Here is a 21,011-nt window from a genome sequence, read left to right as displayed (position 1 = left end):
AGGCCTGTTCGGGATTTCGGCGCGGGAGGCCGGGAATGAAGAGGATCGTCACGCTCGCCTGCACGGCGGCCGGAGTCATGGCGCTATCCGCCTGCGCGCTCGTGGACCGTTGGACGGGGCCGGAGGCCGCGCCCGCCCCCGTGCTGGCCGACAGCCCGGGACAGATCGAGCCCGTGCACGCCGCCGCCATCGTCCAGGACCAGGCCGTGTTCTGGGTCAGTTCGAATGGCTGCACCCGGAAGGCCGATCTGCTGCCGGTCGTGCGCCGCGAGGGCGACGGCTCGGTGATCACCCTGCGACGCCTCAAGCAGGATCGCTGCCTGGAGCCGGTGGCCCAGGGAGTCGAGATGCGCTGGAGCTTCCAGGAGATGGGGCTGTCCCCCGGGGCGCGGGTCTCGGTGGAAAATCCCTACCAGCTGCCGCGCGGCTGACCCTCAGCGCGCCTCGAACGCGGGCAGCATATCCGCCGGTATGCGGTGCGGCCGCATGGTCGCGGCGTCGACCAGCACCCATTCTGACACGCCCTGGGCGCACAGCCGGCCTTCGCCATCCTCGATGCGGACATAGCGGTTGAAGCGCGGTCCCTGGGGCTCGCCCACCCATGTGCGAGCCTTCACGCCAGCGGCTCCCGGCGGCAGCGGGCGGAAATAGTCGATCTCGTGCCGCACGGCGACCCATGACCAGCGGCCGCGGGTGTCCGCGTCGAAGCGGGCGTTCCAGTGGGCTGTGCCGGCGTCCTGCAGCCAGCCGACGTAGACGACGTTGTTGACGTGGCCGTTGTCGTCGATGTGCTCGGGCCGCACCTCGAGCGGGACGACGAAAATCTCGCGGTCCGTCCGGGGTTCGAGCTGGGCCCGCGCCATCAGGCGTCGGCGTCGCCGAGGGGCACACCCTTGTCGGCCAGCAGGGTCTGGAGTTCGCCGGCGCTGAACATCTCGCGCACGATGTCCGAACCGCCCACGAATTCGCCCTTCACATAAAGCTGGGGGATGGTCGGCCAGTCGCTGAAGGTCTTGATCCCGTCGCGCAGGGCCTCGTCCTGCAGCACATCGACGCCGACGAAGGGCGCGCCGACGTGGTCGAGGATCTGGACCGCCAGGGAGGAGAAGCCGCAGCGCGGCGCGTCCGGCGTGCCCTTCATGAACAGGACAACGTCATGGCCCTTCACCGTATCGGCGATGAAGGCGTGGACGGGATTGGCGACGGCTTGATCGGTCACTGGAACTGGCCTTTCGGTGAAGGCCGTCAGCTAGGCGCCCAGGGGGGCGGGGTCAAGGCGCCGGAAGGTCTCAGGTGGTCGGGGGTCAGGCCGCCTTGGCGCCGGCGACGCGGGCCATCTCGATCTGGGCGGCGAGGCCGGGCGGCATGTCGCGGTCCGGCACCAGGGCGAGCATGTTCAGCCGTTCCGTGTCGCTGGCCCGGATCAGCACGCTGGCGACCGAGGGGTCGGTCAGGGCGTAGGCGAGGCAGATAGCCTCGGCCGGCCAGTTGTTGGTGCTGTGCAGGAAGGCGAAGGTGCCGGCGTGAGCCAGCGGATTGGCCTTGGTCTTCGGGCCTCCGAAACCGAAGAAGCCCTTCTTCGGTTCGTGGATGGCGGCAGCCTTCTTCGCCGTGTCGAGGCTCTCGGGGAAATAGTCGTAGGCGAAGATGGCCATGTCGGCCTCGCGCGCCACGCGCAGGCGCGAGCGGACCTGCCACGGGGAATTGACGTGGAGGGGCGAGGCCAGGACGTCGAACGCCCCGGTCGAGACATAGGTGTCCATGACGTCGCCCTCGCCGGAGATCCCCAGCAGGCGGACCCGTCCGGTGGCGCGCAGGGCCTTGAGGGCGTTGAGAGTCGACTGCGGCAGTTCGTGCTCGGCCGGTTCATCGAGGAGGGCGAGATCGAACCAGCCGAGGCCGGAGATGTTGAGGGCGCGGTCGATGGCCGAGGTGATGCCCTCGGCCGAGAAGTCGCGATCCGAGCCGCGACGGCCGTCGCCGGCGCCCAGCATCAGCGCCACCTGCACCAGCTTGCGGTCGACATGTTTCAGGGCCTGGCCGAGGACTTCGGCGAGCACCGGGTCGGCGGTCTCGAGGCGGTAGCTGTTGATGCCGGCTTCCAGCGCCGAATAGATCAGTTCGCGGCCGGCCTCGGGGCCGTGGGCGATGTCGCGCGGCCCGAGGCTCAGCGTCACCGCCGAGACCGCCTGACCTGCCTGTCCGAAGGGACGGTAGCGCATGGTTCAGTCTCCCGCCGGGGCCGAGGTTTCGAGCGCCAGCGCATGCAGTTCGCCGCCCATCTTGCCCTTCAGCGCCGCATAGACGAGCTGGTGCTGGCGCACGCGCGGCAGGCCCGCGAACGCGCTCGAGACAATGCGGGCGCGATAGTGGTCGCCGTCGCCGGCCAGATCGTCGATGACGATCTCGGCGTCGGGAAAGGCTTCGGTCAAATGGCCGCGAAGCTCTTCGACAGGCATGGGCATGGGACGGGCGGTCTCTCTCGATTCAACGGCCAGAATGGCGCGTAAACCTTAATGGCTGGCTACGCCGTCAGGCGGCCAGACGCTCCAGCAGGATGACGGCCTCGCCCTTGTAGGTCGTCTCCGTATAGGGCGCGTAACCGGCGCGGTTGGCGAGCGCGAGGGACGGGCCGTTCTCCGGGGAGATCATGCAGACCGTGCGCGGGGCGTTCAGCGCGTCGTCGCACCAGGCAAGGGCCGCGGACAGGGCCTCGAAGGCCAGACCCTGGCCCTGGAAGCGGGGCGCGACGCCCCAGCCCAGCTCGGGTGCGTCAAAGGGCGGATCGAGGGTGCGGTGGAAGTCCAGCACGCCGACGCTGCCGACGTGCTCGCCGGTTTCCTTGAGGCGGATGGTCCAGTTGCCATGGCCCAGCGCCTCCCAGTGGCCGATGTCGCGCAGCAGGCGGAACCAGACGTCTTCGGGTGACAGCGGCTCGGCGAAGATGTGCTGGATGAAGGCGGCATCAGCCCAGAGCCGGCGCAGGTCATCGTAGTCGGAGAGAGCGACCGGGGTCAGGGTCAGGCGCTCGGTGATCAGGGTGCTGGTCATGGAGTCTCGAACAGGGCTGCGGCGCGCTCGATGCGGGTCCGACCGCCGGAGTCGGTGACGGCGAAGGTGAAGCCGGGTTGCAACGCGAAGCCGCCGGCGCGGCCCTGTTTGTCGAGGGCCAGCAAAGCGACCTGCGAACTGGCCACCTTCGGGCCGCGCAGGCGGGCGAGGCGTTCGATGACACGGCGGCAGGCGGAGGCAGGGTCGAGGCCGGCGCGCATGGCCTCGACCACGGCGTGGGCTCCGGCGACACGGACCACATCCTCGCCGACGCCGGTGGCGGTGGCGCCGCCGACCTCGTCATCGACATAGAGACCCGCCCCGATCAGCGGGCTGTCGCCGACCCGGCCGTGCATCTTGAAGGCCATGCCGGAGGTGGTGCAGGCCCCGGCCATGCGGCCGCCGGCGTCAATGGCGAGCAGGCCGATGGTGTCGTGGTTGGCCGCGCCGCCGGGCATGCCCCGGGCGCGCCAGTCGGTGTTCTCGCTGTTGATGCGCGGGGCGTATTCCGAAGTCTTCAGCCAGTCACGCCACGCCGCCTCGGCCCGGGGGGTGAGCAGATTGCGGGTTTCGAATCCCTGATCGACCGCGAAGGTCCGCGCGCCCTCGCCGACCAGCATGGTGTGGGGCGTCCGCTCCATGACCCGGCGGGCCACGGAAACGGCGTGGACCACGTCCTCCAGCGCGCAGACGGCGCCGATGTCGCCGGCCCAGGTCATGACGCAGGCGTCCAGGGTGACCCGGCCGTCGCGGTCGGGCAGACCGCCGAGACCGACCGAACTGTTGCTCTCGTCCGCCTCGGTGACGCGGCCGCCGGCCTCGACCATGTCCAGCGCCGAGTCGCCGGTCGCCAGGGCCGCCATGCCGGCGGCGTTGGCGGCGGCGCCGAAGTCCCAGGTCGAGACCATGACGGCGGGAGCGGTGTCCGTGGACAGGGGGGCCGTCCCGGCGAGCACGCCGACGGGCGCCGCGCCGAGAATGGTCCTGCGCGAAGGCCGGCTCACATCAACCCCAGCTGCTTGAAGCTGGCCACGCCGTCGCGGCCGACGATCAGATGGTCGTGGACGGAGAGTTCGAGCGCGCGGGCGGCGTCGATGACCTGGCGGGTCATCTGGATGTCGGGGCGCGACGGGGTCGGGTCGCCCGACGGGTGGTTATGGACGATGATCATCGACTTGGCCGACAGCTCCAGCGCCCGGCGCACGACCTCGCGCGGATAGACCGGAGCATGGTCGATGGTGCCGCGATTCTGGATTTCGTCGAGGATCAGCTGGTTGCGGTTGTCGAGATAGAGGACCCGGAACTGCTCGCGCGGCTCGTGCTGGAGCGACAGGCGGACGTAGGCCAGCAGGGCGGTCCATGACGAGATGACGGTGCGTTTGTTCGCTTCTTCCTTCGCCACGCGGCGGGACACCTCGTGCAGAGCGGCGAGGTCGAGGGCGGTCTCGGCGCCGACGCCCCTGATCCGGCCCCGCGTGTCCTCGGCCCGCACGGTCATCAGGTCCTCGACCGAAGCGGCGAGCACCGCCGCGAGCGAACCGAAGCGGGCCAGCAGGGCCTTGGCGATCGGCTTGACGTCGCCCTGCGGCTGGCTGCGGAACAGGAACAGCTCGAGCAGTTCGTAGTCCGGCAGGTGGGTCAGGCCGGCGCGGCGGGCCCGGTCCCGCAGGCGCTCGCGATGACCGGAAAGGCCGGCGCTTCGGATCGGGACGACGTCGGCGGACGGCGCGTCCTGACGCGGCGCGGAAGCCGGAATCGGGAAGGGCAGCACGGCGGACATGGCGGCCTCCGGTGGAAGGACCGCACGTTGCCAGAACAGAAAGGGAACGTCCAGTCGGTCGGCCGCGGAGGCCGACCGATCAGAATTTCGGGCGGAACAGGCCAGCCGGGCTGGCGCTGAATATCTCGACGCCGTCCTCGGTCACGCCGACGGTGTGCTCGCACTGGGCCGAGAGGGATTTGTCGCGGGTCACGGCGGTCCAGCCGTCGGACAGGACCTTCACGTGCGGCTTGCCCAGGTTCACCATCGGCTCGACGGTGAAGAACATGCCGGCCTTGAGCGTCGCGCCCTCGCCGCGGCGGCCGTAGTGCAGGACGTTGGGGCTGTCGTGGAAGATCCGGCCGATGCCGTGACCGCAGAAGTCGCGGACGACGGACATGCGGTTGGCCTCGACGACCTGCTGGATGGCGTAGCCGATGTCGCCGAAGGTGGCGCCGGGCTTGATCACGGCGAGGCCGGCCTCAAGCGAGTCATAGGTGACGTCGATCAGCTTGCGGGCGCGGGCGTTGATGGACCCGACCGGGTACATGCGGCTGGAGTCGCCGTGCCAGCCGTCGACGATGACGGTGTGGTCGATGTTGACGATGTCGCCGTCCTTCAGAACCTTGTCGCCCGGAATGCCGTGGCAGACGACGTGGTTGATCGAAGTGCAGACGGTCTTCTCATAGCCCTTGTAACCGAGGCAGGCCGGCAGGGCGCCGTGGTCGAGGGTGAACTCGCGGATGCGGTCGTCGATCTCGCCCGTGGTGACGCCCGGGACCACGAAGGGCGTGATCATGTCGAGCGCCTCGGCCACCAGACGGCCGGCCTTGCGCATGCCCTCGAAAGCCTCGGCGTCGTGGACGCGGATTTCGTGGGTGCGGACGAAGGCGTCGCTGTCCAGTTCGGGGGTCTCGTACATGGTCGTCTTTCGGGGCGGCCGCCGCCCAGGCGGCCTCTTCGGGATTGCGCCGTCAGGGCAGGGTGCGATCCAGCTGGATCGGTTCGGGAGTCAGGTGGTGACTATAGCACAAACCTCAACCCCGCGCGACGCAGCCGACCGGTGGATTTGGGCGATATCGGGGGCGTCACCAGACCGGCTTCAGCCGCGGCGGCCCATCCAGAGCGCCATTCCGCGACAGGTAGCTGCGAAGGCCGGCCTTGAGGTCGTTCATCGCCTGCGGCCCGATCAGGGACTGCCAGCGCCGCTCCTGCTCGTCCCAGAACCGGATGGCCAGCGCGATCACCTCCTCGCCCGATCGAGTCAGGATCAGGCGTCGGAGACGGGCGTCGGCCGGGTCAGCCTCGACCATCACATAGCCCAGGGCGATCAGCTCGTCGGCCATCTGCTTGCCGGCCTGACGGCTGACGCCGAGGTGAGCCGCCAGATCCGCCGCCGTCGCTCCGCCGGTCGATGCGATCAGCTGGAAGGCGAACCCATGCGCCGGCCGCACCGCCGGATGGCCTTCCGCGGCCAGCGCCTCATGCACCGCCCCGGTCATGACCCGGGAGCTCATCAACAGCAGGATTGCGAGGTCCATCCGTCATTCTGTCAAGTTACTTGACAAGGTTCAATGGCGCCGAGAATGTCAAGTTTCTTGACATTATAGGGGAGGCCGCGATGGCCCAGTTGCGCCGGGAACATGCAGCGGTGTTCGAAACGCCGAATGGCGTCATGCTGCAGATCGTCAGTCCATCGGCCCTGTCCACCGACGTGGCGGTCTGGGAGGTCGAGATGAAGGCGGGAGCCGCGGGGCCCGAGCATCGAATGTCCCGCGATCAGGTCCACCGCTCGCTTCGCGGTCGCTGGCGAGTCGTCGTGGATGGCCACACCGAGCTGGTCGAAGAGGGCGAAGCCATCTTCATCCGCGCGGGAACGCTGCGCCGGATTGCGCCGGAGGGAGAAGGCGGAGCGCGAGCGTTGGTCGTCGGCCTGGCGGGCGGGCGAGCCACGATGCCCGACGGCCAGGATCGGGGCGTTCCGCCCTGGAGCGATTAGCCGCCCGAACTCCCGGATGTGGCTTGAAGCGGGGGATGCAACGCCTACCCTGTCGAAATGAACGCTCGATCTCCCACCGCCGCCGTCCTGATCATCGGCGACGAGGTGCTGTCCGGACGGACGCAGGACACTAATCTGAACACCATCGCCCGGTTTCTGGCGGCGCTGGGAATCGACCTGATGGAGGCGCGGACGGTCGGAGACCGGAAGGCGCAGATTATTGAGGCGCTGAACGCTCTGCGGGCTGGCCACGACTATGTCTTCACCACCGGCGGGATCGGGCCGACGCACGACGACATCACCGCCGACGCGGTGGCGACGGCGTTCGGCGTGGGACTGCCGGAGCATCCGGAGGCGCTGGCGATCCTTGAGCGGCGCTATGGAGCGGAGTTCAACGCGCCACGGCGGCGGATGGCGCGGATTCCGGAGGGTGGAACCCTGATCGCCAATCCGGTGACGGACGCGCCGGGCTTCCAGATCGGCAATGTCTTCGTCATGGCCGGGGTCCCGAAAATCATGACGGCCATGCTGGAGGATGTGGCGCCGCGGCTGAGGACCGGCGCGGTGGTGCATGCGCGGACCGTCCGGGTGACGGGCGTGGGCGAGGGGAGCGTGGCCGACATACTGAGCGCGGCGGCGCGGGCGAACCGGGACATCAGCTACGGCAGCTATCCGTTCGGGCACGGGTCCGTGGGCGAGATCGGGACCAATCTGGTGGTGCGGGGCCGGGACGCGGAGGCGGTCGAGGCGGCTGTGGCGGCGTTGCTGGAAGACCTGGAGACCGCGGGCATCGAGGCGGCGGCTGTCTAGGCTCCGGCGCGGCCGGTGAAGGCCTCGACCACCGCCTGATACGCCGGGTTCGGCCGCCCCTCGGCGTCGAGGAGGAGAGCGCTTTCGTCGGGGCGGTTCTTGCCTTCTTCGCGGACCAGCCAGCTGTCGTTGTCGCGCAGGCCCCAGGTGGTGAAGGCGTAGCGCTGGCGTTCGGGCAGGGTCATGAAGGCCTCGGCCAGTTCGCCGACGCGGGCGACCTGTTGGGCGCGGCGTTCGGCGGTGGAGCGCAGGTCGGGTCCGCGCCCTCCGTCGCGCTGCATCGGGAAGTCCAGCTCGGAGACGTGGATCGGCAGGCCGAGGGAGGCTGCGTCGCGGAAGAAATCGCGGATCTGTCCGGCCGGGATTTCGATGTTCAGGTGCGACTGGGTTCCGATGCCGCCGATCGGGGCGCCGAGCTTCAGCAGGCGTTCGACAAGGCGGAGGAAGGTCGTTCCCTTGGCCGGGATGTTCTCGAGATTGTACTCGTTGAGGAACAGGAGGGCGTCGGGATCGGCGGCATGGGCCTGTTCGAAGGCGCGGACCATGTAGCCGTCCATGCCGAGGGCGCGGCTCCAGTGGCAGTCGCGCAGGCCGTCGCCGTCCTCGGCCACCGGCTCGTTGACCACGTCCCAGCCGGCCATCCGGCCGCGATACCGGCCGACGAAGGTCGAGATGTAGCGGTCGTATTCGGCGGCGAAGCGGGCGCGGGGGAGGTCGTCGTTGAAGACGTCCGACCCTTGGGAATACCAGATCACCGTGTGGCCGTGGACGCGCAGGCCGTTGTCGCCCGCGAAGGCGACCATGCGGTCGGACGGCTCGAAGTCGTAGGAGAAGCCGGGGCCGAGGGTGCGCTCCATCTTCTGCTCCCATTCGGGCGTCAGCTGGGAGCAGTGGCGCAGTATCTGCTCGACCCAATCGGGCTGGTCGAGCTGCCCGGTCATGCCGGTCGCGCCGAAGGGAGCGGGGACGAGGGACTTCAGCGGCGGGGCGAGGGGACCGGCCGCCGGCTGGATGGCGGCGAAGCGGTCGCAGGCGGCCAGCGCGATAGGGGCGGCGAGGAGGGCGCGGCGATTCAGGCGGGGCGGGTCAGCCCGCACGGCGCCTCAGGCCCAGTTCGTCGAAGGCGGCGGTTTCGCGCTTGCCGGCGGCGATGACGCGGTTGAGCCGGGTGGTCTCGGCGACGTGCTCGAACTTCTTGAGCTCCTCGAAGGCGCCGGTGAGGGCGTCGCGGGCCCCTTCTTCCTCGGCCTCGATCTCGACAACGTCGGCTTCGGCGGCGGATTTGCGCAGTTTCCAGCCGTTCAGATAGGCCTGCAGCAGCAGGCCGGCCTCGGCGTCCTCGCGGGCGCGCTCCTGTTCGATTTCGGCCTCGGCCTCCAGCACGGCGATGCGCATTTCGGCGGAGGCGCGGCGGGCGGTGATCTCGGCGAGGCGCTTCTGCAGCGTTTCGACCTCATAGTTGGAGATGCGGATCAGGGATTGGGCCCATGCGGTCATGTTGCGTCTCCGGTCATTGGACCATTCCTTGATTCAGAATGGTTTCCAGACGGTCAAAGGAATCGGCCAGTCGCGTCACGTCGTGGTGATCCTGGCCGAGGAAGGCCTCGAGGGCGGGGTTCAGGGCGATGGCGCGGTCGACGATCGGGTCCGCCCCGGTGCGGTAGGCGCCGATCTTGATCAGCTCTTCCATGTTGGCGTAGGCGCTGAGGCACTGGCGGGCGCGGCGGTTCAACTCGCGCTCGGGCGGGGTCTGGCAGCCGGGCAGGGTCCGGCTGACCGATTTCAGCACGTCGATAGCCGGGAAGCGGCCGCGTTCGGCGATCTTGCGGTCCATGACGATGTGGCCGTCGAGGATGCCTCGCACGGCGTCGGCGATGGGCTCGTCATGGTCGCCGCCGTCGACCAGCACGGTGAACAGGGCGGTGATCGGGCCGGCGGTGGTGCCGTCCGGACGGACGGGGCCGGGGCCGGCGCGCTCCAGCAGCTTGGGCAGTTCGGTGAAGACGGTCGGGGTGTAGCCCTTGGTGGTCGGCGGCTCGCCGGCGGCGAGGCCGATCTCGCGCTGGGCCATGGCGAAGCGGGTGACCGAGTCCATCAGGCACAGGACCTCGAGGTCCTGGTCACGCAGATACTCGCTGATCGCCATGGTCATATAGGCGGCCTGTCGGCGCTTCAGGGCAGGTTCGTCGGAAGTGGCGACGACGACGATGGCGCGGCGCAGGCCTTCCTCGCCCAGGGTCTCCTCGATGAACTCACGGACCTCGCGTCCCCGTTCGCCGATCAGGCCGACGACAACGACATCACAGGTCGCCTGACGCGCCAGCATGGACAGCAGCACCGACTTGCCGACGCCCGAGCCGGCGAAGATGCCGAGACGCTGGCCGCGGCAGGTGGTGGTGAAGACGTCCATCGAGCGGACGCCGAGGTCGAGCCGTTCTCCGACCCGGCCTCGTGAATGGGCGGGGGGCGGAGGCGCGCGCAGGGGGTAGGCGGCGGGGCCGACGGGCAGGGGCCCCTTGCCGTCGATGGGCTGGCCGAAGGCGTCGATGATCCGGCCCAGCCATGCGGTGGTCGGGCGCACGCTGGCGGCCGAGGAGACGATGCGGATGTCGGCCCCGGGCGCGACGCCCTCCACCGGGCCGAACGGCATCAGCAGCGCCTTGGCGTCGCGGAAGCCGACCACCTCGGCGGGGAGGGGCGACAGATGGCGGCGTTCGATCTCGGCCCGGGCGCCGACGGAAAGGCGGGAGAGGCCGCCCCTGGACTCAATCAGCAGGCCGTTCACGCCGGCGACCTTGCCGGTCACGACCAGCGGATCGATCGCTTCGACGGCGGCGGCTAGATTGCGCAAGTGAAGGCCCCGGAACAGGCGTTCAGGGATGCGTGATCGTGGTTAATGGGTGGTGAAGACGAGGGGGCGGCGACTAGACCTCGACCTCCAGCGTCACGCGGGGGCAGTCGCCGGCAGAGAGCCCTTCGCGGCGTCGGACGTCCAGCTTGACCGGGAGGACAAAGGCCCCGCGACCCTTGTCCGGAAAGATGGATGTCCGCCAGCGGGTCTCGCCGATTCCGGCCAAGACGCGCATCGATCCGAAATTCCGCGCCGGCCCCCGCAGAACCCTGAGACCCTCGCTGATGTCGGGCGGCACGGTGATGAAATGCCAGCCGCCGGTCCCGGCGGTGTAGAGCCAGACCTCGGCCTCGAATTCGTAGATCATGCGGCCCCCAGGTCGGCCTGACAGCGTTGAGGCGGGATCCGGTCAGGGTCAAGACGGTTGCGCCCCACTTGCGGCCGCCGCATTCGACCTATCTTTAGAGGCCACCGCACGGAGATCCGCCATGTCCGCCGCCTACGATCCGTCCCGCCACCTGAAATCCGGACGGGGCAAGGTCTATCCGTCCATTCTCGACACCATCGGCGACACCCCGCTGGTGGGACTGCCGCGGCTTTCGGCGGAGTACGCACCCAGGGCCACGGTGCTGGCCAAGCTGGAGTTCTTCAATCCGATCGGATCGGTGAAGGACCGGATCGGGGTGGCGATGATCGATGCGCTCGAACAGGCCGGAAAGATCGGGCCGGGGGCGGTCCTGATCGAGCCGACCAGCGGAAACACGGGCATCGCCCTGGCCTTCGTGGCCGCGGCCAAGGGCTACCGTCTGATCCTGGTCATGCCAGAGAGCATGTCGATCGAGCGGCGCAAGATGCTGGCGCTGCTGGGGGCCGAGCTGGTGCTGACGCCGGCCGAGAAGGGCATGAAGGGCGCCATCGCCATGACGCAGGAGCTGCTCGACAGGACGCCGGGCGCGGTGAGCCCCTCGCAGTTCGAGAACCCGGCCAATCCGGCCATCCACCGCGTCACCACGGCCGAGGAAATCTGGAACGACACGGCCGGCGGGGTCGACATTGTCATCTCCGGCGTCGGCACCGGTGGGACCATCACCGGGGTCGGCCAGGTGCTGAAGGCGCGCAAGCCCTCGGTGCGGATGATCGCGGTCGAGCCCACGGCCTCCCCCGTGCTCTCGGGCGGGGAGCCGGGGCCGCACAAAATCCAGGGCATCGGCGCGGGCTTCATTCCGGCGATCGTCGACCGCTCGGTCATCGACGGCGTTGAACAGGTGTCGAACGAGGACGCTTTTGACATGGCCCGCAAGGCGGCGCGCGTGGAGGGGATTCCGGTCGGCATCTCGTCTGGGGCCGCCCTGGTCGCGGGCTTCCGGCAGGCGGCGCTGGAAGAGAACGCCGGCAAGACCATCGTCGTCATCATCCCCAGTTTCGCGGAACGCTATCTGTCCACGGCGCTGTTCGAGGGACTTTAGGGCGATTGTTGCGGCGGTGTTTCGGTCCGGTTTCAGCGGCGGGGCCGAAGGCAGGCGCGACCTGACTGAAGCTTAACTTGCCAGAACGACCGCGGCGCGGCGCACTGAGGGCTCGTCCCGATGGAGCCGTCATGCGCATTCTGACCGCCTGCCTCAGCCTGCTCGTCGCCACGCCCGTCATCGCCCAGTCCCCCGACGATCTCACGTCCCTGTCGGATGAGTTCGATGGGACCGGCCTGACCGGCTGGACCCGGTTCGACGAGGCCATGGGCTGGCCCGACAAGATCAAGGCGATCGACGTCGGCGCGACGACGCCGGGCGCGCTGCACATCGAACCTTACCACTCGGCCTGGGTGCGCGACCTGAACGCGCCCTTCCTGTTCCGCGAGGTGCGGGGGGATTTCGACGTGCGGGCGCGAGTGCGGGTGCGGGGCCGCGCGGGCGAGATACCGGGCGGGACCTGGTCGCTGGGCGGGCTGATGGCGCGCGTGCCGAACCGGTCGAGCGCGGGGCAGTGGGCGCCGAGAGCCGAGAACTGGCATTTCATCACCACCGGCGTGGGCGCGGTCGCCGGCGAGCCGATGACCGAGACCAAGGGCACCTACAACAGCTATTCCTCGCTGAAGCTGAGGCCCTTCCCGAGCGGCTGGGTCGAGCTGCGGCTGGTGCGGGTGGGCATGGTGCTGATCGCCCTGGCGCGACCCGAAGGCGAGACGGAATGGCGAGTGCGCGACCGCTTCTACCGGATGGAGAACAATCCGGTGATGCAGGTCGGACTGATCGCCTACACCACCAGCGACGACGTCCCGCCGGGACCGGAGAACCCCGAGGTGATCAACCGCGAGGTCAATCGCGAGGCGGCGGTGGACATGATGCTGGAGGCCGACTGGATCCGCTTCAGTCGGCCGCGCCCGCAGGTGTCGCCGGACTGGTACGGCCAGGTCAGCGCCCATCCCCTGGCGGACCCGAACCTGCCGGAGGCCGAGCTGCTGGCCCTGCTGGGTGACTGACGATCAGTTGAACGGTCGTTCAAAAGACTGTTGAGTCGGCCCTGGGCCGGCCCGCTGCGGGCCGGCTATGGGAGACCCCTGATGAACCGGTCCATGCTCGCCCTTCTCGGCGCCCTGAGCCTGCTGACGGGCGCCGGCGTGGCGGTCGCCCAGGTCGCGCCCGTGCCCGAGGCGCAGTCAGGTCCCGCCGCCTATGCGCCGTTCGAGGCGATGATCGGCAAGAGCTGGCGGGGCGCCGGCACAGGCGGCGCCGGCGTCGAGGACATCCAGCGCTGGGACTGGGCCCTAGGCGGCCATGCAGTGCGAGTGGTGCATTCGGTCAAAGGCGGCGCCTATGCCGGGGAGACGCTGATCTTTCGCGACAAGGACAGCGGCGATTACATCTTCCACTACTTCACCACTGGCGGCTTCCACACGACGGGAACGATCAGACCCACGGGTCCGGGCGCCTTCGCCATCGACGAGACGGTGCACGGCGCGGACGGGATCGAGCGCCTGAGGTCGACCACCGCCCTCGGCGCCGACGGCGTCTATCGGGTCCGCTCCAGCATGGAACGGGACGGCCAGTGGGTCGAGGCGGGCGGGTTCGACTATCGCGAGGATCCAACGGCCACCCCCGTGATGCCGCCGGCGCCGCAGGTGAACGACGGCGATTCAGACGTCACAGGCGGTTAACCGGCGAGGCTTAACCTTCGCGCCGACATGTCCGAGCCCGCTCCCACGCCCGAGGAGGCCGCGCCGCAAGGCAGCTTCCGCGCGCGCCATGCGCTGCTGAAGCGCCTGGCCGACGTGGTTTCCCTGCCGACCAGCCGCGTCAACGCCTTTGAGCGCGCCGTGACCGGCGATCTGCTGGTGGAGATGCTGCGCCTCGCCTCGCCGGAAGACCGCAAGCGCGTGGCCGCGCGGCTGGCGCCCCTGGCGGAGCTGCCCAACGCCCTGGCCCGGATGCTGCTGCGGGACGAGCCCGACATCGCCGGGCTGCTGATCGAGCAGTGCGCCTCGCTGTCGGACGCCGATCTGGTCGCCTGCGCCCGCGACGCGAGTGTCGAGCACCGCTTCCTGATGGCCAACCGGCGCGCCCTGTCGGAAGTGGTCACCGAGACCCTGCTGAGCTTTGGCGAAAGCCAGGTGATCGAGGCTGTGCTGAGGAACACCTCGGCGCGGTTGAGTCAGGTCGCCGTCGAGGGGGTGGTCAGTCTGAGCCGCGCCGACCGTGGGCTGTGCGCACATCTGCTGAAGCGGCCGGAGCTGAGACCGTCGGGCGCCTATGTGATGTTCTGGTGGAGCGGGCCGGACGATCGGCGCACCATCCTGCAGAGGTTCGCCGTGTCCCGGGAAGTCATGCAGGAGGTGGCCGAGGACGTCTTCGCGATGGCCGCCGAGGAGAACTGGCAGGACCCGGTGTCGCGCAAGGCGCTGCAGTTCATCGAGCGCCGGCAGAGAAACCGGGCGGCGATCGACAAGAGCCCTTACAGTAGTCTGGAACAGGCGGTCGAAGCCGCCGCGACCCACGGCCTGACCCGCGAGGTGGCGACGGAGATCGCCTATCTGTCGGGGATCAAGCCGCTCACCGGGGCCAAGATTCTGGGCGATTCCGGCGGCGAGCCGCTGGCCATACTGTGCAAGGCCACCGGGCTGGCGAAGTCTGACCTGGCGGGCCTCTGGCGCTCGATGCGGCGGCCCGAGACGGCAGCCGATGGTTCGCCCGATCCCGCCTGGGAAAGGGTCCAGGTCACCTATGAGATGCTGGCCGTGGATCGGGCCCAGACGGTGCTGCGATACTGGAACTGGTCTTTGTCCTCGGCGCTGACGCCGGCTCTACTCAGGGCGATTCGTGAGGGCGAGGAAGACGGCGTCGACGACTATTCGGCCCCCGAACGGGCGGCGATGCTGGCGCTGGCGGAGAACTTCGGTCGCTGATCGCGACGCCTATTCCCGGGCGTCTAGTCTGATAAGATGCACAGTCCAGACTAACGAATACGCTATTGCGTGAATCGTGGTTCGTCTCTATTCACCCGCTCCACGGGCTGACGGTCGACGTTCGGCTGAAGCGATCAGATCACAAAGGTGAGGCCGCGCGTATGGAAGACAATTCGCAACTGCTCGAGATGACCGCCGATATCGTGTCGGCCTATGTCGGCAACAATAATGTCCAGGCGACCGAAGTCCCGGGCCTGATCTCCAGCATTCATGCGGCGCTGTCGCAGGTTTCGAGTGGCGCGGTCGAGCCCGAGCCCGAACCCAAGGAACCGGCGGTGCCGGTGCGCAAGTCGATCACGCCGGACTTCCTGATCTGCCTGGAAGACGGGCGCAAGTTCAAGTCGCTGAAGCGTCACCTGCGCACCAAATACAACATGAGCCCCGAGGAATATCGGTCCAAGTGGGGCCTGCCGAAGGACTATCCGATGGTCGCGCCGAACTACGCCAAGGCGCGCTCGGACCTGGCCAAGCAGATGGGTCTCGGCCAGGGCGGCCGCAAACCCGCCCGCGCCGCCGGCCGCGCCGCCAAGAAATAGACCGGTCCCAGGACGGACTGGAGCGCCCGCCCCGACCACGGGGCGGGCGTTTTGCTGTGCGACGTCAGGCCGCCTGGGCCCCGCGGCGCATGCGCCAGAAGCGCAGGGTGCGAAGGGCGGCCTCGCGGGTCAGTTCGGCGTACATGCGAGCGTAGGAATGGGCCTTGGCCATCGCGTCGCCGTCGTCGTTCAGCAGCACCACCGCATAGGTGAGGAACAGGGCCCGATCGAGATCGGCGGCCTTGCAGACCACGGCGAGGGCGTCGAGTTCGCGTCGCTCGACGATCTGGCGAGCCGTGTGGAAATCGATGTCGGCCAGTTGGGCCAGGGCGATCAGGAACGACGTCCGGCCGCCGCTCCTGTCGCCCGAGCGCAGGAAGCGGGCCAGCATCTGCGGCGTGAGCTGGCCAGCCGCCCTGAGTTCCTCGACATAGGCGGAGCACTCGGCGTAGTCCGCGGGCAGGGCGCCGTCGTCGGTGGCGACGCGGGCCCGGCCGGCGGCCAGGGCGCTCTCCAGCAGGGCGGTGTCCATGCTGGCGTTCTGTTCGAGAATGCGGCTGCGGAGGCGCGCCTCGACGACGAAATACATGTCGTTCAGCAGGTCGGCGGGGAGGCTGGCGCGCGAGACGGTGGCTTCGTGCAGGGCCGGATTGACCTTGGCGCGTTCGACGGCCGCTTCCGAGGCCTTTCGCGACAGCCGGGCGCCGTCGTTGCGCAACAGCGTCCCGAGGGTTTCGTCGTCACCGCGCTCGACGATCACGTCGGAGACGGCCTCGGACACCGACGGACGGGCGGAGACGGCGCGGAGATGATCCTGGCCGTGGCGGCGGACCACGCCCAGCAGATCCTCGTCGGTCAGCACGGGCGACGCGGCGAGGACGGCGCCGGCGACGGCGGCCTCGTCGTTCGCCAGGCGGCGGATCAGGGTGTGCGGAGCGTCCGGCGCGTTGGCGAAGCGGGCGGCCAGCTCAGCCCGCACCGCGGTCTCCATGTCGTCGGCCAGCTTGACCAGGACGGCGTCGTAAAGGGTGTCCTCGGCCGCCGTGCGGGCCGAACCGCCGAAGAAATGGTCGGTGAGCTCCCGCAGCAGGGCGCGGCGCTTCTCGCTGGAGTCCTCCTCCGCGAGGGCGATCAGGTCCGGGAGACGCGACAGGGTCGGCGCGTCCGTCACTGGTGATCCCCGTCCGACGCCGCGGGCATGGCCCGCATGTTGCCGTTGCGGTCGCGGATCAGTGTGGGGCCCTGGTCCGGCTCGGCGAGGTCCTGGGTGGCCGGGGTCTCCGTCATCGACACGACGAGGGCGTCGACATAGGTCGGCTCGGGCATGACCAGGGCGTCCGGCTCGCGTCCGTTCTGGCGGTGGACGGAGTAGTAGCGGGCTCCGCCTCGGGGGGGCTGCTGGCCGGAGTTGGCCACGTCCGCGACGCGGGTCGGTTGGGCCGTGGCCGGGGCCTGAGCCGGGGCTTCGGCGCGCGGGGCGGGTTCGGGTGAGGAGGTCGCCGGAGCCGGGGGCGGAGTCGAGCGCTGGAGATTGAAGATTGGAGCGTCGCGGCGCGGGGCCATCGGGTCCGCCGGGACGCCGGGGGCGGCTTCGCTCGCCGGAGGGGCGGCCGGATAGATGGCCTCGGCGGGGACCGGCTGGCCGCCGCTCCGATCCGGCACGTAGGCAGGCGCGGGACGGGTTGGGGACGGCGCGGGCGGGGGCGCGGACAAGGCCATGGCGACCGCGGGAGCCAGGGCCGGTTCGGGGGGCGGGGCGGCCGGCCGGAGCCAGGCGTTCGCCGGCGTCAGGGTTCGCCGCGCCGGTCCGGGCGCGGGGGTCAGGCCCGAGGGAGCCGGGGCGGGCGCCGCTGCGCCGCCGTGCGGAATGACCGGATTGGGGCGGCGCAGTTCGCGGCCAACAGGGATGGGGGCGGGGACGGGCGCGGTCGGGACGCGGGCGTCGACCGGCGTCGCCTCGCTGCGTCCCGGCCAGGAAAGGGTTCGCGGGCCGGATTGGGCCGCCGCGGCGTCGGCCAGCAGCAGGCCGCCGGCGGCGGCGAGGATGACAGGGAGTGTCGAGGCGCGGCGCAAGGGCAGGCTCCGGGCGCGGGAACTGGATCGACACGGTAGCGGTCCGGGACTTAACCCCCCGCTAACGGGGCGCGACGCTTCAGGCCATTCGACGGCGCACGGCGCGCTCGAGGGCGCCGACCGCTGCGTTGAGTGCCAATCCCATGACCATCAGGCAGACGAGCGCCGCGAGCATGTCGGCCGTGCGCAGGCGGTTGCCCGACTCCAGAAGCCGCCACGCCAGACCCTGGGTGGCGCCGGAGCCGGAGACGAACTCGGCGACCACCGCCCCGATCACCGCCAGCCCGGCGGCGACTCCGAGACCCTCCAGCACGAAGGGCAGGGCGACGGGGAGGCGCAGCCGGATCAGCCGTTGAACGGGCGAGGCGCCGTAGAGGTCAAACAGCCGCTCAAGGTCGGGATCGGCGGACCGGAGCCCGGTCAGCACACCGGAGAACAGCGGGAAGAAGGCCACAGCCGCCGCCAGCGCGACCACGGCGCGGTCGGCGTGATCCAGCCCGGCCCAGATCAGGACGAGCGGCGCAATGGCCACGACCGGCGTGACCTGCAGGGCGACGGCGAGCGGGCGCACCGCCTGTTCGGCGGAACGGTTGAGCGACACAGCCAGCGCCAGGCCGCCGCCGAGAACGAAGGCCAGCAGCAGGGCCTGAAAGGCCATCCAGAAGGTGGCGGCGGCGGAGGAGAGCAGCAGCGGCGCCCGATCGACGAGCGCGAGGCCGACGGCGCTGGGCGGCGGGAGCAGGTAGGCGGGCACGTGCAGCACGCGGCAGGCGATTTCCCATGTCGCCAGGAGGAGGGCGGTCAACAACAGGGGCGGAAGGAGGCGGGTCATGCGTTGCTCCCGGCAGAGGCGGTCATGCTGCGGGCGAGTTCGGCGGCGAGCCGCTCGACCGTCGAACGATACGCCTCGTTCCCCCGCCAGTTGTCCGGTCGCGGCAGGGGGCCCGGGAGGGAAAGGCTGGCCGCCACTCGGCCGGTCCCGGAGTCGAGCACCACGGCGCGATGCGCCAGATAGACGGCTTCCTCGATATCGTGGGTGACGAACACCATGGCCGGACGCGGCGAGCGGCCGGTCCACAGCCGGTGCAGGTCCTCGATCAGCCGGCGACGGGTGATGCTGTCGAGGGCGGCGAACGGCTCGTCGAGCAACAGCAGGTCCGGCTCGGTGACCATGGCCCGCGCCAGCGAGGCGCGCATGGCCATGCCGCCGGACAACTGTCGCGGGCGGGCGGTCAGGCGGTCGCCGAGGCCGACGGCGGCCAGCTGCGCCGCCGCCTGGCGTCTGGCCTCTTCGCGAGGGACGCCAGCCAGATCGAGGGGCAGGGCCACATTGGCCTGGATGTCGGCCCAGGGCATCAGGGTGGCGCTCTGGAAGACGAAGCCCGTGCGACCCCGTCCGGCGCCGCCGGCCACAGCCCCCTCGGAGGGCGATTCAAGGCCGGCGAGCAGTCGCAGGATCGTGGACTTGCCGGCGCCCGAAGCGCCGACCAGGGCGAGGATCTCGCCGGGAGCGACGGCCAGGTCGAGCGGCCCCAAGGGCGGCCGGCCCGGGTAGCGGACGACGACGTTGCGCAGCGCCCCCGCGAACGCCGCGTCGGTCTCAGCCACGGCCGGGCAGATACTGGGTCGTGAAGGCCTGACGCCAGTCGAGGTTGGGCGGATAGACCCCAGCTTCAGACGTGACCTCGAAGAAGGCCTGCCAGCGTTCGGCGGTCATGGTCCCGAGGCCGTAAAGCGCCGCGTCGCCGCCGTCGACGATGCCGTTTTCCTTCAGCCGGGCCCGGGCCTGATCGAGCACGTCCTGGGTCATGTCCGGATTCTCGCGGCGGATCAGGGCGTCCGCGGCCTTGCCGTCGCCCTGGATGTAGTCACGCCAGCCCTCGGCCGAGGCGGCGATGAAGCTGCGCAGGGCGCGGGCGTTGTCGCGGGCGAAGGCGGTCGGGGCGAGCACCATGGTGGCGTAGGAGGGATAGCCCTCGTCGGCCAGCAGGAAGACCTTCGGCGTGAAGCCGGCCTCCTTCTCGATCGTATAGGGCTCGCTGGTCAGATAGCCCTGCTGGACCGCCCGCTCGTCGGCGAGGAAGGGGGCGAGGTTGAAGGTGTATTTGCGGACCTGATCGTCAGTGAAGCCGTATTTCGCCTTGAGCCAGACCCAGAAGGCGTTGATCGAGGCGTCGGCCAGCAGGATCGGGCGGCCGCGCAGGTCGGCGATGGAGTTGAGCGACGGATCGGGATGGGCGATCAGGACCTGGGGGTCCTTCTGGAAGAAGGCGGCGACGGCCTTCACCGGGGCCCCTTCGGCGACGAGGTTCATCGGGATGAAGCTGTTGGAGCCCATGCCGAGTTCGACGGCGCCCGAGGCCAGCAGCTGGGGCACGTTCACGTTCGGCCCGCCCTGGATGATCTGCACGTTCAGGCCGCGCTTCTCATAGGCGCCCGAGGCGAGGGCCTGATAGAAGCCGCCATGCTCCGCCTGGGCGCGCCAGTCGGTGGCGAAGCGGAGCCGCACCCGGCCGTCGTCGTCGACGGGGGCCTCGGAGCGGCCGCAGGCGGCGAGGGCGGTCGTGGCCGCAAGCGCGCCCGCGCCGGCGATCAGGGCGCGGCGATCGGGCAGAGAGATGCGATTCCCGCGACGGTTCATGGCCTTGGTTTACGGCCGGGCCGGAGGGAAGGGAAGGGCGGTGAAATCCGGGCCGGCCTAGGGTCGGGCACGGACTTCCTGCACCAGCCGTCCGGCGAGTTCGCGCAAGGCGATGGGCCGGGGATCGGCATTCTGGCCGCCGCCGAAGAAGCTCGACATCATCTGCATCGCCATGAGTCCGCCCTGGGCCGCGGGGTCCTTGGCGGCCTTGAGTTCCAGCTCGCCTGTGACGGGGTCGACGACGGCGCCGGCCAGCCAGTCGTCCTCGGGCGCGACTTCCGCGCCCTGCTGCATCTCGCGAAGCATGGTCAGGGTGTTGGTGCTGCGCGCGTGGCGGGCGGCCGTCTCGACCGGCCCGGCGCACAGGTAGTCCATCAGGAAGGCCGCGGCGTCGGCGGCCCCGGTGCTGGCCCGGACGGCGTCGGCCGCATTCTGGCGCAGGCAGGCCTCGGCGTTCTTCACAGCCGGCGGCGGCTCCGCTTGCCGGGCGGCGGCGGGCGTTGACGCCAGGACGGCGGCAAGGGTCAGGATCAGGCGCATAGGAAGGGTCCCCCTCGAGCAGGGATAACCTAGGCGGGAAGGTTTCAGGTTGTCGACGGGATTCGTGAGTCCGGCATGCGCCGGAATTGAGCGAGGGGACGAAGGTCCCCGCAAGCGGTTCTCCTCGTCCCCTCGCCAAGTCCGGGTTGGACTTGGCCATTGAGGTTCAGGACCCTGGCGTCAGCATCAGCGAGGCGAACCTCGACGATGGTCGGCTGTATCCTGTCGCGCTCCTGGTCTCCGGCGTTCCACGAGGTCGAGCCCCGCGCCGTCCATCGATCCCGATCCGGTTCCC

27 protein-coding genes are annotated in these 21,011 nt (G+C 69.8%); 8 read left to right on the top strand and 19 right to left on the bottom strand.

Annotated features, from left to right (window positions below; all coding sequences use genetic code 11):
- Positions 1–35 precede the first annotated feature (35 nt).
- Positions 36–431: a hypothetical protein gene (locus V6M45_RS01400; RefSeq protein ID WP_332653485.1), complete on the top strand. Its 396-nt coding sequence runs from the start codon at positions 36–38 to the stop codon at positions 429–431.
- 3 nt (positions 432–434) lie between these two features.
- Here V6M45_RS01400 and V6M45_RS01395 read toward each other — a convergent pair whose 3' ends face one another.
- From V6M45_RS01395 to V6M45_RS01355, 9 genes are all read right to left on the bottom strand, one after another.
- Positions 435–863: an acyl-CoA thioesterase gene (locus tag V6M45_RS01395; protein ID WP_332653484.1), complete on the bottom strand. Its 429-nt coding sequence runs from the start codon at positions 861–863 to the stop codon at positions 435–437.
- The gene (gene grxD / locus V6M45_RS01390) at positions 863–1,219 is read right to left on the bottom strand and encodes a Grx4 family monothiol glutaredoxin (RefSeq protein WP_332653483.1); all 357 of its coding nucleotides are present in this window, start codon (positions 1,217–1,219) and stop codon (positions 863–865) included. The genes V6M45_RS01395 and grxD overlap by 1 nt, the downstream gene beginning before the upstream one ends.
- A gap of 85 nt (positions 1,220–1,304) precedes the next feature.
- Positions 1,305–2,222, bottom strand: a complete 918-nt coding sequence (locus V6M45_RS01385) for an aldo/keto reductase (RefSeq protein WP_332653482.1) — start codon at positions 2,220–2,222, stop codon at positions 1,305–1,307.
- A gap of 3 nt (positions 2,223–2,225) precedes the next feature.
- Positions 2,226–2,465 (bottom strand): BolA family transcriptional regulator, encoded by a 240-nt coding sequence (locus V6M45_RS01380; protein WP_332653480.1) that lies wholly within the window; start codon positions 2,463–2,465, stop codon positions 2,226–2,228.
- 67 nt (positions 2,466–2,532) lie between these two features.
- Positions 2,533–3,051 carry a GNAT family N-acetyltransferase gene (locus tag V6M45_RS01375; RefSeq protein WP_332653479.1) on the bottom strand — a complete coding sequence of 173 codons (519 nt, stop codon included), beginning with the start codon at positions 3,049–3,051 and terminating at the stop codon, positions 2,533–2,535.
- Positions 3,048–4,055: a N(4)-(beta-N-acetylglucosaminyl)-L-asparaginase gene (locus tag V6M45_RS01370; protein ID WP_332653478.1), complete on the bottom strand. Its 1,008-nt coding sequence runs from the start codon at positions 4,053–4,055 to the stop codon at positions 3,048–3,050. Before V6M45_RS01370 ends, V6M45_RS01375 begins: the two co-directional genes overlap by 4 nt.
- Entirely contained in the window at positions 4,052–4,831 is a 780-nt protein-coding gene (radC, locus tag V6M45_RS01365; protein ID WP_332653477.1) for a RadC family protein, read from the bottom strand. Before radC ends, V6M45_RS01370 begins: the two co-directional genes overlap by 4 nt.
- Positions 4,832–4,910: 79 nt before the next feature.
- A complete protein-coding gene (gene map / locus V6M45_RS01360) occupies positions 4,911–5,732 on the bottom strand; it encodes a type I methionyl aminopeptidase (RefSeq protein ID WP_332653476.1) in 822 nt (273 codons plus the stop codon).
- Positions 5,733–5,898: 166 nt separating this feature from the next.
- Positions 5,899–6,351: a MarR family winged helix-turn-helix transcriptional regulator gene (locus V6M45_RS01355; protein ID WP_332653474.1), complete on the bottom strand. Its 453-nt coding sequence runs from the start codon at positions 6,349–6,351 to the stop codon at positions 5,899–5,901.
- Positions 6,352–6,431: 80 nt separating this feature from the next.
- Between V6M45_RS01355 and V6M45_RS01350 the strand changes: the two genes are divergently transcribed.
- A complete protein-coding gene (locus V6M45_RS01350; protein ID WP_332653473.1) occupies positions 6,432–6,809 on the top strand; it encodes a cupin domain-containing protein in 378 nt (125 codons plus the stop codon).
- Positions 6,810–6,866: 57 nt separating this feature from the next.
- Complete coding sequence (locus V6M45_RS01345; RefSeq protein WP_332653472.1) at positions 6,867–7,619, top strand: competence/damage-inducible protein A; 753 nt, start codon at positions 6,867–6,869, stop codon at positions 7,617–7,619.
- Here V6M45_RS01345 and V6M45_RS01340 read toward each other — a convergent pair.
- From V6M45_RS01340 to V6M45_RS01325, 4 genes are all read right to left on the bottom strand, one after another.
- The gene (locus tag V6M45_RS01340) at positions 7,616–8,716 is read right to left on the bottom strand and encodes an endo-1,4-beta-xylanase (protein WP_332653471.1); all 1,101 of its coding nucleotides are present in this window, start codon (positions 8,714–8,716) and stop codon (positions 7,616–7,618) included. The two genes, V6M45_RS01345 and V6M45_RS01340, sit on opposite strands and share 4 nt — an antisense overlap.
- Complete coding sequence (locus V6M45_RS01335; RefSeq protein ID WP_332653470.1) at positions 8,706–9,116, bottom strand: flagellar export protein FliJ; 411 nt, start codon at positions 9,114–9,116, stop codon at positions 8,706–8,708. The genes V6M45_RS01340 and V6M45_RS01335 overlap by 11 nt, the downstream gene beginning before the upstream one ends.
- 13 nt (positions 9,117–9,129) lie before the next feature.
- A complete protein-coding gene (gene fliI / locus V6M45_RS01330; RefSeq protein WP_332653469.1) occupies positions 9,130–10,470 on the bottom strand; it encodes a flagellar protein export ATPase FliI in 1,341 nt (446 codons plus the stop codon).
- A gap of 73 nt (positions 10,471–10,543) precedes the next feature.
- Positions 10,544–10,837, bottom strand: a complete 294-nt coding sequence (locus V6M45_RS01325; protein ID WP_332653468.1) for a DUF1905 domain-containing protein — start codon at positions 10,835–10,837, stop codon at positions 10,544–10,546.
- 121 nt (positions 10,838–10,958) lie between these two features.
- Here V6M45_RS01325 and cysK point away from each other — a divergent pair, with 121 nt between their 5' ends.
- The 5 genes from cysK (at position 10,959) to V6M45_RS01300 (ending at position 15,462) form a co-directional block, all read left to right on the top strand.
- The gene (cysK, locus tag V6M45_RS01320) at positions 10,959–11,936 is read left to right on the top strand and encodes a cysteine synthase A (protein WP_332653467.1); all 978 of its coding nucleotides are present in this window, start codon (positions 10,959–10,961) and stop codon (positions 11,934–11,936) included.
- 131 nt (positions 11,937–12,067) lie between these two features.
- Positions 12,068–12,946, top strand: coding sequence for a hypothetical protein (locus tag V6M45_RS01315; RefSeq protein WP_332653466.1), 879 nt, complete (start codon positions 12,068–12,070; stop codon positions 12,944–12,946).
- Positions 12,947–13,027: 81 nt separating this feature from the next.
- A complete protein-coding gene (locus V6M45_RS01310; protein ID WP_332653464.1) occupies positions 13,028–13,621 on the top strand; it encodes a hypothetical protein in 594 nt (197 codons plus the stop codon).
- A gap of 27 nt (positions 13,622–13,648) precedes the next feature.
- Positions 13,649–14,866, top strand: a complete 1,218-nt coding sequence (locus V6M45_RS01305; protein ID WP_332653463.1) for a DUF2336 domain-containing protein — start codon at positions 13,649–13,651, stop codon at positions 14,864–14,866.
- A 161-nt stretch (positions 14,867–15,027) separates the two neighbouring features.
- On the top strand, positions 15,028–15,462 hold the full coding sequence (locus V6M45_RS01300) for a MucR family transcriptional regulator (RefSeq protein WP_332653461.1): 435 nt from the start codon (positions 15,028–15,030) through the stop codon (positions 15,460–15,462).
- 64 nt (positions 15,463–15,526) lie between these two features.
- On the opposite strand, the gene V6M45_RS01295 is transcribed toward V6M45_RS01300, so the two are convergent.
- The 6 genes from V6M45_RS01295 to V6M45_RS01270 form a co-directional block, all read right to left on the bottom strand.
- Entirely contained in the window at positions 15,527–16,633 is a 1,107-nt protein-coding gene (locus tag V6M45_RS01295; protein WP_332653460.1) for a DUF2336 domain-containing protein, read from the bottom strand.
- Positions 16,630–17,535, bottom strand: coding sequence for a hypothetical protein (locus V6M45_RS01290; RefSeq protein WP_332653458.1), 906 nt, complete (start codon positions 17,533–17,535; stop codon positions 16,630–16,632). The genes V6M45_RS01295 and V6M45_RS01290 overlap by 4 nt, the downstream gene beginning before the upstream one ends.
- 79 nt (positions 17,536–17,614) lie before the next feature.
- Positions 17,615–18,367, bottom strand: coding sequence for an ABC transporter permease (locus tag V6M45_RS01285; RefSeq protein WP_332653457.1), 753 nt, complete (start codon positions 18,365–18,367; stop codon positions 17,615–17,617).
- Positions 18,364–19,143, bottom strand: a complete 780-nt coding sequence (locus tag V6M45_RS01280; RefSeq protein WP_332653455.1) for an ABC transporter ATP-binding protein — start codon at positions 19,141–19,143, stop codon at positions 18,364–18,366. The genes V6M45_RS01285 and V6M45_RS01280 overlap by 4 nt, the downstream gene beginning before the upstream one ends.
- On the bottom strand, positions 19,136–20,176 hold the full coding sequence (locus tag V6M45_RS01275; RefSeq protein ID WP_332653454.1) for an ABC transporter substrate-binding protein: 1,041 nt from the start codon (positions 20,174–20,176) through the stop codon (positions 19,136–19,138). Before V6M45_RS01275 ends, V6M45_RS01280 begins: the two co-directional genes overlap by 8 nt.
- 57 nt (positions 20,177–20,233) lie before the next feature.
- Positions 20,234–20,716, bottom strand: coding sequence for a hypothetical protein (locus V6M45_RS01270; protein ID WP_332653453.1), 483 nt, complete (start codon positions 20,714–20,716; stop codon positions 20,234–20,236).
- Between the last annotated feature and the right edge of the window lie 295 nt (positions 20,717–21,011).

Source organism: Brevundimonas sp. (assembly GCF_036676055.1).
Classification (GTDB): Bacteria; Pseudomonadota; Alphaproteobacteria; order Caulobacterales; family Caulobacteraceae; genus Brevundimonas.
Note: the sequence above shows the minus strand (reverse complement) of the source record. Positions and strands in the feature narration are given on the sequence as shown.

Bases quoted from the DNA above. Each gene is read 5' to 3' on its own strand.
- V6M45_RS01400 (WP_332653485.1), top strand. From the start codon at position 36: ATGAAGAGGATCGTCACGCTCGCCTGCACGGCGGCCGGAGTCATGGCG.
- V6M45_RS01395 (WP_332653484.1), bottom strand. From the start codon at position 863: ATGGCGCGGGCCCAGCTCGAACCCCGGACGGACCGCGAGATTTTCGTC.
- V6M45_RS01385 (WP_332653482.1), bottom strand. From the start codon at position 2,222: ATGCGCTACCGTCCCTTCGGACAGGCAGGTCAGGCGGTCTCGGCGGTG.
- V6M45_RS01380 (WP_332653480.1), bottom strand. From the start codon at position 2,465: ATGCCCATGCCTGTCGAAGAGCTTCGCGGCCATTTGACCGAAGCCTTT.
- V6M45_RS01375 (WP_332653479.1), bottom strand. From the start codon at position 3,051: ATGACCAGCACCCTGATCACCGAGCGCCTGACCCTGACCCCGGTCGCT.
- radC (WP_332653477.1), bottom strand. From the start codon at position 4,831: ATGTCCGCCGTGCTGCCCTTCCCGATTCCGGCTTCCGCGCCGCGTCAG.
- map (WP_332653476.1), bottom strand. From the start codon at position 5,732: ATGTACGAGACCCCCGAACTGGACAGCGACGCCTTCGTCCGCACCCAC.
- V6M45_RS01355 (WP_332653474.1), bottom strand. From the start codon at position 6,351: ATGGACCTCGCAATCCTGCTGTTGATGAGCTCCCGGGTCATGACCGGG.
- V6M45_RS01350 (WP_332653473.1), top strand. From the start codon at position 6,432: ATGGCCCAGTTGCGCCGGGAACATGCAGCGGTGTTCGAAACGCCGAAT.
- V6M45_RS01345 (WP_332653472.1), top strand. From the start codon at position 6,867: ATGAACGCTCGATCTCCCACCGCCGCCGTCCTGATCATCGGCGACGAG.
- V6M45_RS01335 (WP_332653470.1), bottom strand. From the start codon at position 9,116: ATGACCGCATGGGCCCAATCCCTGATCCGCATCTCCAACTATGAGGTC.
- V6M45_RS01325 (WP_332653468.1), bottom strand. From the start codon at position 10,837: ATGATCTACGAATTCGAGGCCGAGGTCTGGCTCTACACCGCCGGGACC.
- cysK (WP_332653467.1), top strand. From the start codon at position 10,959: ATGTCCGCCGCCTACGATCCGTCCCGCCACCTGAAATCCGGACGGGGC.
- V6M45_RS01315 (WP_332653466.1), top strand. From the start codon at position 12,068: ATGCGCATTCTGACCGCCTGCCTCAGCCTGCTCGTCGCCACGCCCGTC.
- V6M45_RS01310 (WP_332653464.1), top strand. From the start codon at position 13,028: ATGAACCGGTCCATGCTCGCCCTTCTCGGCGCCCTGAGCCTGCTGACG.
- V6M45_RS01305 (WP_332653463.1), top strand. From the start codon at position 13,649: ATGTCCGAGCCCGCTCCCACGCCCGAGGAGGCCGCGCCGCAAGGCAGC.
- V6M45_RS01300 (WP_332653461.1), top strand. From the start codon at position 15,028: ATGGAAGACAATTCGCAACTGCTCGAGATGACCGCCGATATCGTGTCG.
- V6M45_RS01285 (WP_332653457.1), bottom strand. From the start codon at position 18,367: ATGACCCGCCTCCTTCCGCCCCTGTTGTTGACCGCCCTCCTCCTGGCG.
- V6M45_RS01275 (WP_332653454.1), bottom strand. From the start codon at position 20,176: ATGAACCGTCGCGGGAATCGCATCTCTCTGCCCGATCGCCGCGCCCTG.
- V6M45_RS01270 (WP_332653453.1), bottom strand. From the start codon at position 20,716: ATGCGCCTGATCCTGACCCTTGCCGCCGTCCTGGCGTCAACGCCCGCC.